Annotated in this window: 14 protein-coding genes and 1 pseudogene; 8 read left to right on the plus strand and 7 right to left on the minus strand. The window is 72.3% G+C overall.

Annotated elements, in window-relative coordinates; all coding sequences use genetic code 11:
- Nucleotides 1-200 precede the first annotated feature (200 nt).
- Entirely contained in the window at nucleotides 201-1,004 is an 804-nt protein-coding gene (locus AB0D29_RS32310; protein ID WP_362859099.1) for an enoyl-CoA hydratase-related protein, read from the minus strand.
- Nucleotides 1,005-1,337: 333 nt separating this feature from the next.
- Here AB0D29_RS32310 and AB0D29_RS32315 point away from each other — a divergent pair, with 333 nt between their 5' ends.
- Together AB0D29_RS32315 and AB0D29_RS32320 are read left to right on the plus strand one after the other, a co-directional pair.
- On the plus strand, nucleotides 1,338-1,505 hold the full coding sequence (locus AB0D29_RS32315; RefSeq protein WP_003966491.1) for a DUF3117 domain-containing protein: 168 nt from the start codon (nucleotides 1,338-1,340) through the stop codon (nucleotides 1,503-1,505).
- 111 nt (nucleotides 1,506-1,616) lie between these two features.
- Nucleotides 1,617-2,234, plus strand: coding sequence for a hypothetical protein (locus AB0D29_RS32320; protein ID WP_362859100.1), 618 nt, complete (start codon nucleotides 1,617-1,619; stop codon nucleotides 2,232-2,234).
- 34 nt (nucleotides 2,235-2,268) lie between these two features.
- Here the strand turns inward: AB0D29_RS32320 and AB0D29_RS32325 are convergent, their stop codons facing one another.
- Nucleotides 2,269-2,931 (minus strand): class I SAM-dependent methyltransferase, encoded by a 663-nt coding sequence (locus tag AB0D29_RS32325; RefSeq protein ID WP_030710037.1) that lies wholly within the window; start codon nucleotides 2,929-2,931, stop codon nucleotides 2,269-2,271.
- 178 nt (nucleotides 2,932-3,109) lie between these two features.
- Here AB0D29_RS32325 and sigE point away from each other — a divergent pair, with 178 nt between their 5' ends.
- From sigE to AB0D29_RS32350, 5 genes and pseudogenes are all read left to right on the plus strand, one after another.
- Complete coding sequence (gene sigE / locus AB0D29_RS32330) at nucleotides 3,110-3,889, plus strand: RNA polymerase sigma factor SigE (RefSeq protein ID WP_362859102.1); 780 nt, start codon at nucleotides 3,110-3,112, stop codon at nucleotides 3,887-3,889.
- Nucleotides 3,886-4,341, plus strand: a pseudogene (locus AB0D29_RS32335) (zf-HC2 domain-containing protein); the annotation flags it as partial. The gene sigE and the pseudogene AB0D29_RS32335, both read left to right, overlap by 4 nt.
- 231 nt (nucleotides 4,342-4,572) lie before the next feature.
- The gene (locus tag AB0D29_RS32340) at nucleotides 4,573-5,961 is read left to right on the plus strand and encodes a trypsin-like peptidase domain-containing protein (RefSeq protein WP_362859103.1); all 1,389 of its coding nucleotides are present in this window, start codon (nucleotides 4,573-4,575) and stop codon (nucleotides 5,959-5,961) included.
- A gap of 118 nt (nucleotides 5,962-6,079) precedes the next feature.
- The gene (locus AB0D29_RS32345; RefSeq protein ID WP_362859105.1) at nucleotides 6,080-6,526 is read left to right on the plus strand and encodes a sec-independent translocase; all 447 of its coding nucleotides are present in this window, start codon (nucleotides 6,080-6,082) and stop codon (nucleotides 6,524-6,526) included.
- A 141-nt stretch (nucleotides 6,527-6,667) separates the two neighbouring features.
- Nucleotides 6,668-7,399, plus strand: coding sequence for a hypothetical protein (locus AB0D29_RS32350; RefSeq protein WP_362859106.1), 732 nt, complete (start codon nucleotides 6,668-6,670; stop codon nucleotides 7,397-7,399).
- 78 nt (nucleotides 7,400-7,477) lie between these two features.
- On the opposite strand, the gene AB0D29_RS32355 is transcribed toward AB0D29_RS32350, so the two are convergent.
- The 3 genes from AB0D29_RS32355 to AB0D29_RS32365 all read right to left on the minus strand — a co-directional run bounded on the left by AB0D29_RS32355 (nucleotide 7,478) and on the right by AB0D29_RS32365 (nucleotide 10,637).
- Nucleotides 7,478-8,638: an Mrp/NBP35 family ATP-binding protein gene (locus AB0D29_RS32355; protein WP_362859108.1), complete on the minus strand. Its 1,161-nt coding sequence runs from the start codon at nucleotides 8,636-8,638 to the stop codon at nucleotides 7,478-7,480.
- Nucleotides 8,639-8,680: 42 nt separating this feature from the next.
- Nucleotides 8,681-9,280, minus strand: coding sequence for a DUF1003 domain-containing protein (locus AB0D29_RS32360; RefSeq protein WP_362859138.1), 600 nt, complete (start codon nucleotides 9,278-9,280; stop codon nucleotides 8,681-8,683).
- An 85-nt stretch (nucleotides 9,281-9,365) separates the two neighbouring features.
- Nucleotides 9,366-10,637 (minus strand): CBS domain-containing protein, encoded by a 1,272-nt coding sequence (locus tag AB0D29_RS32365; protein ID WP_362859109.1) that lies wholly within the window; start codon nucleotides 10,635-10,637, stop codon nucleotides 9,366-9,368.
- Between the two features lie 199 nt (nucleotides 10,638-10,836).
- Between AB0D29_RS32365 and AB0D29_RS32370 the strand changes: the two genes are divergently transcribed.
- Nucleotides 10,837-11,628 carry a hypothetical protein gene (locus AB0D29_RS32370; RefSeq protein ID WP_362859110.1) on the plus strand — a complete coding sequence of 264 codons (792 nt, stop codon included), beginning with the start codon at nucleotides 10,837-10,839 and terminating at the stop codon, nucleotides 11,626-11,628.
- Nucleotides 11,629-11,870: 242 nt separating this feature from the next.
- On the opposite strand, the gene AB0D29_RS32375 is transcribed toward AB0D29_RS32370, so the two are convergent.
- Nucleotides 11,871-12,386 (minus strand): hypothetical protein, encoded by a 516-nt coding sequence (locus AB0D29_RS32375; protein ID WP_362859111.1) that lies wholly within the window; start codon nucleotides 12,384-12,386, stop codon nucleotides 11,871-11,873.
- 31 nt (nucleotides 12,387-12,417) lie between these two features.
- A complete protein-coding gene (locus AB0D29_RS32380) occupies nucleotides 12,418-13,533 on the minus strand; it encodes a magnesium and cobalt transport protein CorA (RefSeq protein WP_362797324.1) in 1,116 nt (371 codons plus the stop codon).
- Between the last annotated feature and the right edge of the window lie 82 nt (nucleotides 13,534-13,615).

Raw genomic sequence — 13,615 nt, forward strand, 5'->3', positions numbered from 1 at the left:
CGGCCCAACCGGCCCGCTTCGATCCCAGGCTGCCGCACCATCCGGCCTCGCCGCACCAAATTCAGCCCCTCCGGCGTTTGAGGAGCGGGGTGCGGGGCGGAGCCCCGGTCTTTGAGCCGCGGCGTCTCCGGCTTCGCCTCGCCGGCGTTTGAGGCGCGGGGCGGAGCTCCGAGAGCCCCGGCCCCGGCGCGGGCGGCGGGCTAGCGGCCGAGGTACTTCGGGGGCTGCTTCGCCAGGAAGGCCTGGACGGCGATGCCGTGGTCCTCGGAGGCCCCCGCACGGGTCTGGAGGACGTCCTCGTGGGCCAGGGCGTCCGCGAGGGAGTGGGAGGCCCCGTAGGCCAGGGACTCCTTCAGCGCGGCGTACGCGACCGTGGGGCCCGCGGCGAGGGTGCGGGCCACGGACTCGGCCTCGGCGTGCAGGGAGTCCGCGGGCACCAGGCGGTTGGCGATGCCGAGCTCGTACGCCTCCTGGGCCTTCACCGACCGCGGGAAGAGCAGCAGGTCCGAGGCGCGGGAGCCGCCGATCAGGCGGGGGAGGGTCCACGAGACCCCGGAGTCGGCGGTCAGCGCCACCCCGGCGAACGAGGTGTTGAAGGAGGCGGTGTCGGCGACCACCCGGAAGTCCGCCGCCAGCGCGAAGCCGAAGCCCGCCCCGGCCGCGACGCCGTTCACCCCGGCCACGACCGGCTTCGGCATCTCGGTGAGCGCCCGAACGATCGGGTTGTAGTGCTCCTTGACCGTGGACATGGTCAGCGAGGTGCCGCTCTCGCGGTCCGAGGCGAGGTTGCCGATGTGCTCCTTGAGGTCCTGGCCCACGCAGAAGGCCCGGTCGCCGGCCGCGGTCAGCAGGACCGCCCGTACCGCCGGGTCGACGGCCGCGGCCTCGACCGCGTCGCGCAGGGCGACCTTGGCCTCGGTGTTCATCGCGTTCATCGCGTCCGGACGGTTGATCGTGATGGTGGCGAGTCCGTCGGTCACTTCGTAGAGCACGCTGTCGGCCATGGCAGGGGGTCCCCCTTCGTCGCGGGCTTGGCTACCGGCCGGTACCGGCCGGTGCAAGGGCCAGCATGGCGGACCGGACGCGGCGCGCACATGTGATGTGCGTCAAAGAAAGCCGGAGCCGTTCCCGCGGTGCGGCGGCGAAGTATCGCAGGCGGGTCCCCGAAATGAGTGGTTTTGGCCGAGCGCGTTGCGCAAGCGTTCCCGGGCGATGTTGGTCATCGGGTCCTGACATGCGGGATAATGGCTGGGAAGCAATGTGTTCGATGCCGGGTATTAGGCGCCTGAATGGGGCCGTCGGCTGACGATGAGCTGGTTTCAGGAAGGGGAACGAGCATGGCGGCCATGAAGCCGCGGACGGGCGACGGCCCGCTCGAGGTCACCAAGGAGGGGCGGGGCATCGTCATGCGCGTACCGCTCGAGGGCGGCGGTCGGCTTGTCGTCGAGCTGACCCCGGATGAGGCGGACGCCCTGGGTGACGCCCTGAAGAAGGTCGTCGGCTGACCTTTCCAGGGCGCTGACAGCACTTCCACCTTCTGCATTCTCTGCGCTGCCCCGACCGTGATCTGCGGCCGGGGCAGCGTTGTGTCGTGTTCCAGGACAGAAAGCCCCGCCGTGACCTTCTCCCCGCCCGCGCCGCCCGCCTTCGCCGACTGCAGCCCCCGGCAGAAGGCGGCCCGGGTCCTCTCCGACGTGCTGGCGCCGGCGAACCTGGTGGTGGCCCTGCTCCTGCTGATCGGCTGGCACAGCACCACCTCGTGGACCGGGCTCGGGTGGGGCCTGCTCGGCGCCCTGTTCTGCGGCGTGGTCCCGATCGGCATCATCGTCCTCGGCGTCCGCCGGGGAGCGCTGACCGACCAGCACATACGGGTGCGGCGCCAGCGGCTCGTCCCGATGGGCCTGAGCCTGCTCTCCGTCCTCGCCGGGATCACCCTGCTGCACGTCCTCGGCGCACCCCGGGAGGTCTTCGCGCTCGTCGTCGCGATGCTCGTGGGTCTGGTCTCGTCCCTGCTGGTCACGGTCGGCTGGCAGATATCCGTGCACATGTCGGTGGCCGGCGGCGCGGTGATGATCCTGGCGCTCGTCTTCGGCCCGCAGGTCCTCCCGGCGGCCCTGATCGCCGCCGCCGTCGGCTGGTCCCGGCTGGTGCTGAAGGCGCACACCCCGGCTCAGCTGCTCGCCGGCGCCGCCCTGGGCGGCACGGCCGCGCTCACCTTCGCCCTCCTGAGCTGAGCCCGCGGGGGGCCGCCCGGCGGGCGTGCGGCGCTCAGCGCCGCACGGCGCAGAGCAGTCCGTCGCCCACCGGCAGCAGCGCGGCCTCCAGGGCCGGGCTCTCCCGGACGCTGCGCAGCAGCTCGCGGACGCGGAGCACCTCCACCGGCTGGGCCGCGGAGTCGACCGTACGGCCGTCGGAGAAGACCCCTTCGAAGCACACCAGTCCGCCGGGGCGCAGCAGCCGCAACGATTCGGCGAGGTAGTCGAGGGACTCGGTGGGGTCCCCGTCGCAGAAGACGAGGTCGTACCCGCCGTCGGCGAGCCGGGGCAGGACGTCGAGGGCGCGGCCGGGGATGAAGCGGGCGCGGTTGCCCGCGAAGCCGGCGGCGCGGAAGGCCTGGCGGGCGAAGGCCTGCCGGTCCGGCTCGGGATCCACCGTGGTCAGCACCCCGTCGGGGCGCATGCCGTGCAGCAGGTGGATGCCGGAGACGCCCGTTCCGGTGCCGATCTCGGCGACCGCCTTGGCGTCCGCGGTGGCGGCCAGCAGGCGCAGCGCGGCCCCGGTGCCGGGGGAGACGGAGCGCAGGCCCGCTTCCCTGGACCGGTCGCGGGCCCATCGCAGAGCGTCGTCCTCGGCGACAAACGCGTCGGCGAACGCCCAGCTCGTCTGCCGGTTGCCGGTAATGACCCTCTCCTGTCCCCATAGTTGGCGCAACGGTGACTGTATCCGCTGACGTCGGGAACCCGCAGATGGGACCGGGCGTTGTGCAGGGTGGATGCGGGATGAGAAGGGACGGTGCCGGGCAGATCGACGGCCGGGGCCGCCCCGGGACCTAAATCCCGCGTAAAGATACTGCAAAAACGCTTATCCGGAGCTGACAGAGGGGGTGGCTATGGTAGGGACTCCACTGGACACCACCAGAGCCGACAGGGGAGGTGCGGCTGCGCCTGTGGATCGTAGGGGCGCACTGAGACGCCTCTTCTGGTCGGCGGGTGAGCCGAAATCCGTGACCTACATTGCTGACCGCTTCCACACCGCCGACGCCGCGACCACCGCGACCTTTGCCGCCGATGCGGTCTCCCAGGCGTGGACCCCTCCTTCGTGGGAGGAGATCGTCAGCACGCACAGCGCGCGGGTCTACCGCCTTGCCTACCGTCTGACGGGTAACCAGCACGATGCCGAGGACCTGACCCAAGAGGTCTTCGTCCGCGTCTTCCGCTCGCTCTCCACGTACACGCCCGGCACCTTCGAGGGCTGGCTCCACCGCATCACGACGAACCTGTTCCTGGACATGGTCCGCCGCAAGCAGCGGATCCGCTTCGACGCGCTCGCCGACGACGCCGCCGAGCGGCTGCCGAGCCGTGAGCCGTCCCCGCAGCAGGTGCTGCACGACACCCACTTCGACGCGGACGTCCAGCAGGCGCTGGACACCCTCGCGCCCGAGTTCCGCGCGGCCGTGGTGCTGTGCGACATCGAGGGCCTGTCGTACGAGGAGATCGCCGCCACGCTCGGCGTGAAGCTCGGCACCGTGCGCAGCCGCATCCACCGGGGCCGTTCGCACCTGCGCAAGGCGCTCAAGCACCGGTCTCCCGAGGCCCGTGCCGAGCAGCGCGCCCTGGCGGGCGTGGCGATGGGCGCCCCCGGTGCCGGGGGAGAGGGCGGAGCCGAGTGAGCGAAGTCAGTCCGTCTCCTGCCGAACAGCACCTGGGCGACCGGCTCGCCGCCCTGGTGGACGGGGAGCTGAAGCACGACGCACGGGAGCGGGTCCTGGCCCACCTGGCGACGTGCGCCAAGTGCAAGGCCGAGGCCGATGCCCAGCGCCGCCTGAAGACCATGTTCGTGGAGAGCGCGCCCCCGCCGCTGTCCGCGGGACTGCTGGCGCGGCTGCAGGGGCTTCCCGGCGGCGGCCCCGACGGCCCCTCCGGTCCGGTCGGCGGTCCGCCGGGCCCGACGGCCGCCGGTCCCTTCGACGCGTTCGCGTACGGGCTGCCCCCGGCCGCCCGGCCGCAGCAGCAGGGCTTCCGCATACACGAGGTGGGCCGGCCGCGCCGCCGGTTCGCCTTCGTCGCCGCCGGAGCCGTGTCGCTGGCCGCGCTCGCCCTGGGCGGTGCGCTGCCGCAGGAGGGCCTGGATCCGAACGTCCGGGGGGATTCCCCCGCGCCCGCCTCCAGGACCGGCCCCGCCCTCCCCGTGGCCGACGCGTCGGTCCGTGAGCGCATGCCCACGCCCGCGGCCGTCCCGACCCTCCTGTCGACCGCCGCGACCCCCCTGCCGCCCGTACACCCCACCCCTGCGATCCCCGCGCGTCCGGTCTCCCTGCTGCGCTGACCCCGGAGCTGGTTGAATCAGCTGCACATGCGCATAGGTACGCGGGGAGCGCCGATGGCCGACAGGCAGCAGACCGATCCGGCTCCACAGTGGTGGAGCCGGCCCGAGGGCACGGCCGGCGGCCGCCCCGAGGCGGTGCCCGCCCCGCGGCCCGGAGCCGGGGACGAGGCGGGGCAGGGGGCCCGGCAGGATCCCGGCGCGGAGGACCGCGTCCCGGCCGCCCGCGCGGCCGGCCAGGACGGCGGGCCGCCGGCCCGCGAGGTGCTCTACGACCCGTGGGGCGAGCAGCCGCTCCAGGTCGTGGACCGCGGCAGGGACCGGCGCGGCTTCCGGCTGTGGCAGGTGGCGGCCCTCAGCGCCGGAACCGCCCTCCTCGCCGGCGGGATCGGCGGCTACGTCGGCGTCCTCGCCGAACGGCAGAGCAGCACCCGGCTGGAGCTCCCGCAGGCCGCCGTCGCCGACAAGGGCCGGGCACCCGAGAGCGTGGCCGGGATCGCGGCCACCGCGCTCCCCGGAGTGGTCACCCTGCACGTGCGGGGCGAGAAGGGCAGCGGCACGGGCACCGGCTTCGTCCTCGACGAGCAGGGCCACATCCTGACCAACAACCACGTGGTCGCCGACTCCAAGGAGATAGCGGTCACCTTCAGCACCGGCGAGAGCGTCACCGCCGAGCTGGTCGGCCGCGACTCCGGGTACGACCTGGCCGTGGTCAAGGTCAGCGGCGTACGGGGCCTGCGGCCGCTGAGCCTGGGGAACTCCGAGAACGTGAAGGTCGGCGACCCGGTGGTGGCCATCGGCGCGCCCTTCGACCTCTCCAACACCGTCACCGCCGGCATCATCAGCGCCACCGGCCGGCCCGTCACCGCGGGCGGCGACAAGGGCGACGGAAGCGACATCAGCTACGTCGACGCGCTGCAGACCGACGCCCCGATCAACCCCGGCAACTCCGGCGGCCCCCTCCTCGACGCCAAGGCCCACGTGGTCGGCATCAACAGCGCCATCCGCGGCGCCGACAAGGACGACCCCAGCCGCCAGGGCGGCTCGATCGGGCTGGGCTTCGCCATCCCCATCAACCAGGGCAAGCGCGTCGCCGAGGAACTCATCCGCACCGGCCGCGCCACGCACCCCGTCATCGGGGTCACGCTCGACATGGACTACACGGGCGACGGAGCCCGGGTCGGGGACAAGGGCGAGGACGGCAAGCCGTCCGTGGTCGCCGACGGGCCGGGCGCACGCGCCGGGATCAAGGCCGGCGATGTGATCACCAAGGTGGACGGCCAGCGGGTCCGGGGCGGTGACGAGCTGATCATCAAGATCCGGGCGCACCGCCCGGGCGATCCGCTCACCCTCACCGTGCTGCGCGAAGGCCGCGAACGCACGCTGCAGGTGGTCCTCGGATCGGCGAACGGATCATGAGCGGGGGGTGACGGGCGGGTGAAAGCGTCACGGAGGCCGCACACAGGTATGGGTGTGCGGACAACGCCGGGTACCGTGTGTTCGGGCCCGAAGTGATAGAGAGCCGAGGAGCGGCAAGGTGTTCAACGACATAGGCGCACTCGAACTTGTCACGATCGTGGTGCTCGGCATCCTCGTCTTCGGCCCGGAGAAGCTGCCCAAGGTCATTCAGGACGTGACGAACTTCGTCCGGAAGATCCGTGCGTTCTCGGACAGTGCGAAGCAGGACATCCGCTCCGAACTCGGCCCGGAATTCAAGGACTTCGAGTTCGAGGACCTGAATCCGAAGACGTTCATCCGCAAGCAGCTGACCGAGAACGAGGACCTCAAGGAACTCCGCAGCAGCTTCGACCTCCGCAAGGAGCTGAACGACGTCACCGACGCCGTGAACGGTGACGGGGCCACCCCCGCGGCGCCCTCCTCGTCGGCCGCCGCCACGCCCATCGGCACGGGCCCCGATCTGCTCAAGAAGCCCGTCTCCCCGGACCGGGAACAGCGCTCGCGCTTCGACGCCGACGCCACGTGACACGCGGCCTGCCCGGCGTTTCGCGGTCGGGTGGCTATCCTCCATCTGTTGTCCGGACCCAGGACGCCCGAGGGAGGGGGTCCCCCCAGCCCAGCGAGGGGGAGGGCCGTTCCGGACCCCACGGAACGAGAGGCCGCTCAGATGGAGACGACGAGCAGTAGCCGGGTCGGGGCGCAGACCGCCGAGGCACCCGCCACCGCCGCCGCACCCGCGCAGGAACCGCAGACCGACGCGCAGACCGACACACAGCCGCAGGAGGCCGCCGCACCGGTGCCGGCCGCCCGGCGGACGGCCGAGGGCTTCCTGGCCGCAGACTTCCCCTGGTACGGGCTGGACGGGGCCTTCACCGGCCCCCGCTGGCTGATGCAGGTCGGCACCGCCGCCGACGGGACCGTGGAGCACGGCTCCACCGGTCACGGCGACGAGCCCTCCGCCCGGGGCGAGATCGCCACCGGCGAGAAGGAACGCTTCGCGGTGGTCATCACCGTGGCGAGCAACCCGCTGCGCCGCAGCGGCGACGGCACCGGCGTCCTGGAGGCCACCTCGGTCTCCTCGGCGGCCTGGCTGGCCGGCTCCGGGCTGCTGGCCTACAGCTGGCCCGGACAGATGGACCACTCCCTGCGCGACGACTGGCTCGACCAGCAGACCGAGGCCGCGTGGGAGCTCGCGGACGACCTCGCCGGCGAGGACTGGTCGACGCTGTCGCTGCCGGTGGACGGGGAGCCGACGCCGTTCCACTACCGCGAGTCGGAGTTCGGCTGGGTGCTGGCCGGGTCCACCGGGAGCGGGGTCCACCTGGGCGCCTACGGGCGCGGGATGAGCGCGTACGGGCTCGGGTTCTCGGCGATCGCGGACCTCGCCACGTACGAGTAGGCGGGCGGAGACGGGAAAGGGCACCGCCGGCCGGCGGTGCCCTTCTCACGTTGCGCGGCCCGGTGCGGGCCGTGCCCGCTAGAACTTGTTCCGCGGGGTGATGCCCAGGGACATGCCCGAGAGGCCGCGGGCGCGGCCGCCCAGCTTGCCGGCGATGGCGCGCAGGGCCGCGCCGGCCGGGGAGTCCGGGTCGGACAGGACGACGGGCTTGCCCTCGTCGCCGCCCTCGCGCAGACGCACGTCGATCGGGATCGAGCCCAGCACCGGCACCGAAGCGCCGACCGTCTTGGTCAGCCCGTCGGCGACCTTCTGGCCACCGCCCGAGCCGAAGACGTCCACCATCTCGTCGCAGTGCGGGCACGGCAGGCCCGACATGTTCTCGACGACGCCGACGATCTTCTGGTGGGTCTGTACGGCGATCGAGCCGGCCCGCTCCGCGACCTCGGCCGCGGCCTGCTGCGGGGTGGTGACGACGAGGATCTCGGCGTTCGGCACCAGCTGGGCCACCGAGATCGCGATGTCGCCGGTGCCCGGCGGCAGGTCCAGCAGCAGGACGTCCAGGTCGCCCCAGAACACGTCCGCCAGGAACTGCTGCAGGGCGCGGTGCAGCATCGGTCCGCGCCACACCACCGGGGCGTTGCCCGGGGTGAACATGCCGATGGAGATGACCTTCACGCCGTGCGCCGACGGCGGCATGATCATGTTCTCGACCTGGGTCGGGCGGCCCTCGACACCGAGCATGCGCGGCACGCTGTGGCCGTAGATGTCCGCGTCGACCACGCCGACCTTCAGGCCGTCCGCCGCCATCGCCGCGGCCAGGTTGACCGTGACCGAGGACTTGCCGACGCCGCCCTTGCCGGACGCGACCGCGTACACGCGGGTCAGCGAGCCCGGCTTGGCGAAGGGCACCTCGCGCTCGGCGGTGCCGCCGCGCAGGGTGGCGGCCAGGTCCTTGCGCTGCTCGTCGCTCATCACGTCGAGGGTCACGGCGACGGAGGTGACGCCCGCGACCTTCTCGACGGCCTCGGTGACGTTCTTGGTGATGGTCTCGCGCATGGGGCAGCCCGACACCGTGAGGTAGACCGTGACGGCGACCGCGCCACCGTCACCGATCTCCACCGATTTGACCATGCCGAGCTCGGTGATCGGCCGGTGGATCTCGGGGTCGTTCACCGTCGCCAGAGCGTCCAGGATCGCGTCCTGCTCAGGCACGGCGGCGGAGCTTGTGTCGGTAGCCATGCCCCGATGGTACGGCTCGGTAGCACGGCTCAGGAAAGCCCGTCAGCGGTCGCCTTCATCACGTTCCGCCGGGAATAGACGCCGCTCGTCCATCTCCTTGATCAGGTCCTGGAACTCGGACCTGATCCAGTCGCGCGTGGCGACCTCGCCCAGACCCATCCGCAGGGCCGCGATCTCGCGGGTCAGGTACTCCGTGTCGGCGATGGACCGCTCGTTCTGCTTGCGGTCCTGCTCCAGGTTGACCCGGTCGCGGTCGTCCTGCCGGTTCTGCGCGAGCAGGATCAGCGGAGCGGCGTAGGAGGCCTGGAGCGACAGCATCAGCGTCAGGAAGATGAACGGGTACTTGTCGAACCGCAGGTCGTCGGGCGCGAAGATGTTCCACAGCACCCACAGCACGATGACCAGGGTCATCCAGACGATGAACCGGCCCGTGCCGAGGAACCGCGCCACCTTCTCCGACAGCCGCCCGAAGGCCTCCGGGTCGTACTCGGGCAGCAGCGAGCGCCGCGGCGCCCGCGGCAGGTCGAGGCGGACCCGCGAGCGGGTCAGCGCGCTCGACCCGGTGCTCTGGGCCGACTTTCCCGCACGTTCGGCGGAACGTTCCGCCGCGTCCGCCGCCAGCCCGTGCTCACGCGCCTGCATCCGGGCCTGCTCGCGCCGCTCCCGGATCTGCTCGCGCCGCCGCTCACGGGCCTGCTCGCCGCGCCCCCGGTCGAAGCGCCCTCGCTCAGTGGCCACGCACGGCCTCCTCGGAATGGAATTCCGTCTCCCGCCAGTCGTCCGGCAGCAGGTGGTCCAGTACGTCGTCCACGGTCACCGCGCCCAGCAGCGAGCCGCTCTCGTCCACCACCGGCACCGCCACCATGTTGTAGGCGGCCAGGTGCGTGGTCACCGCGGGCAGCGAGGCGTCCGGCCGCAGCGGCGGCAGGTCCGTGTCCACGATCGAGCTGACCAGCGTGAACGGCGGATCCCGCAGCAGCCGCTGGAAGTGCACCGTGCCCAGGTACTTGCCCGTGGGCGTCTCGTCCGGCGGCCGGCACACGTACACCTGCGCCGCCAGCGCCGGCGACAGGTCCGCCTGCCGTACGCGGGCCAGCGCGTCCGCGACCGTCGCGTCCGGCCGCAGCACGATCGGCTCGGTGGTCATCAGACCGCCCGCGGTGTTCTCCTCGTAGGACAGCAGGCGGCGCACATCGGCCGCGTCGTCCGGCTGCATCAGCGTCAGCAGCCGCTCCTTGTCGTCCTCCGGCAGCTCGGAGAGCAGGTCGGCCGCGTCGTCCGGGTCCATCGCCTCCAGGACGTCGGCGGCGCGCTCCTCCTTCAGCTTGCCGAGGATCTCCACCTGCTCGTCCTCCGGCAGCTCCTCCAGCACGTCCGCGAGCCGGTCGTCGTCGAGGGCGTTGGCCACCTCGGCGCGGCGCTTCGGCGTCAGGTGGTGCAGGACGTTCGCCACGTCGGCCGGGCGCATCTGCTCGAAGGTGGCGACCAGGTTCTCGGCGCCCTGCCCGTGCTCCTCCAGCGAGAAGCCCGTCACCCCCGACCACTCCACCGTCAGCGTCTCGCCGCGCCGGCGCAGCGCCCCCGACTTGCCCTTCCGCACGAAGATCCGGTCGATCTCCCAGTCCCGGCGGGCCGGCAACTGCTGGATGGCCACGTCCAGGACGGTGACCTCCTCACCGCTGCCGACCAGCGTCACCCGGCGGTCCAGCAGTTCGCCCAGGACCAGCCGCTCCGTGGGGCGCTGCTCGAAGCGCCGCATGTTGACGACACCGGTGGTGATCACCTGCCCGGACTCCACGCCCGTGACGCGCGTCATCGGCAGGAAGATCCGGCGCCGGCTGACCACCTCGACCACCAGGCCCAGCAGCCGGGGCGGTCGGCCGCCGACGCGCAGCATCGCGACCAGATCGCGGACGCGCCCGACCTGGTCGCCGTTGGGGTCGAAGACGGGCACACCCGAGAGATGCGAAACGAAGATCCGCGGGGCGCCTGCAGCCATCCGAGCGCCTCCTAGAGCGTCCACCAACAGTCTTATGGGCCCTCAGGCTAGCCCGTGCCGCGGGCAAGCGTCCTGGTGGGCGGTCCGCCCGGGGCCCGGCGGGGTCCGCCCCCGTCTCGTGGGGCGCGGTCGCGGACGGCGGCGTACGGGCGGGTACGCTGCCTGCTGCTCGCAGACGACCGACGAGAGGCACCCGCACGTGACCGCCTACTTCCCTGCCGCGCGGCTGCGCCGGGCCGCCTTCATCGGTGTGCTGTGCGCGGGTCTCGCCGTCACCGGTACGGGCTGCGGGGAGGACCCCGACGAGGGCACGAACGGTGTCGGCAAGCTCTCCGCCGACAAGATCGAGGAGAAGGCGAAGGAGGCCGCCACGGGGGCCGACTCGGTGCACCTGTCCGGCACGCTGGTGAGCGGCGGCAAGTCCTTCACCGTCGACATGCGGCTGAAGTCGGACGGCGGCTCCGGCGAGGTGAAGTCGAAGGACGACACCTTCCAGCTGCTGCGCGTGGGCGAGCAGCTGTACCTGAAGGCGAGCGCGGCGTTCTGGGGTCAGTCCGACTCGGCCGGCAAGCTCGGCGACAAGTACGTGAAGGTGCCCGAGGGCGACCCCTCGTACAAGCAGTTCCGCGGGTTCACCGACATGGACGTCCTGCTGGACGGGCTGCTCGGCCTGGAGGGCAAGCTCGCCAAGGGCTCCTACACGAAGGTCGGGCACACCCGCGCGGTCCAGGTCACCGCGGACGAGGGCAAGGGCGGCAAGCTCTCGGTATCCTTGGAGGGCACCCCGTACCCGCTGCTCATGGAGCGCGCCGGCGGCGCCGGCCGGGTCGAACTCGCGGAGTGGGGCAAGCCGTTCCAGCTGGACCCGCCCGCGCAGGACCAGACGGTCGACTACGGCACCCAGCTGCCGACGACGAAGGACCAGAGCGGCGAGCCCGCCCCGGCCCCCTCCAAGGGCTCCGGCCAGGGCGCGAACCCCACCAAGCCTTGAGTCGCCCTCGGTACCCCGGCGGAGCCGGAGGAACCCCCTGCGGAGCCGGTGGAGCCTCCGGCAGATCCCCCGGTGGAGCCGGAGGACCCCCCGGTGAAGCCCGAGGACCCACCGGTGGAGCCGGAGCAGCCGGAGGACCCGGATGAGCCGCCGATAGACATCCCCACGAAGGCCCCGCCGAACCCTTACGAGCCGGTGGACCCCGGCGGAGGGTGACGGAAACCGCGGCCGAAAGAGACGGCCTAACCCCGGGCCGACTTCTTGCGCTTCAGCAGGAGCTTCGGGAGGCCCGCCGGGATCGGCTTGCGCGTGATCGCGGGGGAGCCCAGGGGGGCCGCGGCCAGCGAACCGGCCGGCAGCTCCGCCCGGACCGACTCCGGTTCCAGCCGCAGCAGCCGGCACTCCCGCGCCCACCGCTCCGTCATGTCCTCGGAGTCGGGGGCGTTCAGCCGCTTGCCCTTGAGCTCGGCCACCGCCGCCGCCCACTCCTCGCCGCGCGGCGGGAGCTCGCGCACGGTCGCCGTCCAGGCCACCAGCCGGCCGCCCTTGTCCTTGCTCCGCACGGTCACCTCGGCCGTCGCACCGTCCGTCAGCCCCGGGAACGGCTGCTCACCGGGCCCGTCGCCCACGACGTGGGCCGCGCCGTCCACCCAGGCGTGCCACAGGGCGCGGTCCGCCCCGGCGCCGCGGACCCAGATCAGGCCGGACTTCTTGGTGGCCTCCTCGACGAGGGCCAGGTCGAGCGTGCTGAGAGTCATGCGGACAGGGTAGGGGGTGCCCGCGCCCGCCCTACAGCCAGCCGTGGCGGCGCAGCGCGCGGTGGATGGTGAAGCAGATCCCGACGATCGTGACCATCACCATCGGGTAGCCGTACTTCCACTGCAGCTCGGGCATGTGCTCGAAGTTCATCCCGTACACCCCGCAGATCATCGTCGGCACGGCGATGATCGCCGCCCACGAGGTGATCTTGCGCATGTCCTCGTTCTGGGCGACCGTCGCCTGCGCGAGGTTGGCCTGCAGGATCGAGTTCAGCAGCTCGTCGAAGCCCACCACCTGCTCGTGCACCCGCGCCAGGTGGTCGGCCACGTCCCGGAAGTACTTCTGGATGTCCGGGTCCACCAGCCGCATCGGCCGCTCGCTCAGCAGCTCCATCGGGCGCAGCAGCGGCGAGACCGCCCGCTTGAACTCCAGTACCTCGCGCTTGAGCTGGTAGATGCGGCCCGCGTCGCCGCCGCGCGTACTGCCCTTGGCGGGGGCGGCGAAGACGTCGCTCTCCACCTCGTCGATGTCGTCCTGGACCGCCGCCGCGACCGCGATGTACCCGTCGACGACGTGGTCGGCGATGGAGTGCAGGACCGACGAGGGGCCCTTGGCGAGGAGGTCGGGGTCGTCCTGGAGCCGGTGCCGCAGCCCCTTGAGGGAACCCTGGCCGCCGTGCCGCACGGTGATGACGAAGTCGGGGCCGGTGAAGCACATCACCTCGCCGGTCTCCACCACCTCGCTGGTGGCGGTCAGTTCCGCGTGCTCGACGTAGTGGATCGTCTTGAAGACGGTGAAGAGCGTGTCGTCGTAGCGCTCCAACTTCGGCCGCTGGTGGGCGTGGACGGCGTCCTCCACGGCCAGCGGGTGCAGTCCGAAGGTGGCGGCGATCCCCGCGAACTCGGCCTCGGTCGGCTCGTGCAGGCCGATCCAGGCGAAACCGCCGTCCTCGCGGACCCGGCGGATCGCCTCACGTGGCGTCAGACACGCCGGCCCCAGTACGCGCCGGCCGTCGCGGTACACGGCGCAGTCGACCACCGCGCTGCTCGCCGACGGGTCACGCGTGGTGTCGTAGCCGGGCTGGGCGGGGGTGGACTTGCGCAGCGACGGGCGGACGGCCGCACGCAGGTAGGGCAGCATCGACATGGCAGGCTCCTTCGACGCACGGCTGCGGACCGTACGGGTGGGAGACCCTCCACGACCGCGAGCGGGCAGGCCCGGGGCTCGG

Source organism: Streptomyces sp. NPDC048424 (genome assembly GCF_040651555.1).
Classification (GTDB): domain Bacteria; phylum Actinomycetota; class Actinomycetes; order Streptomycetales; family Streptomycetaceae; genus Streptomyces.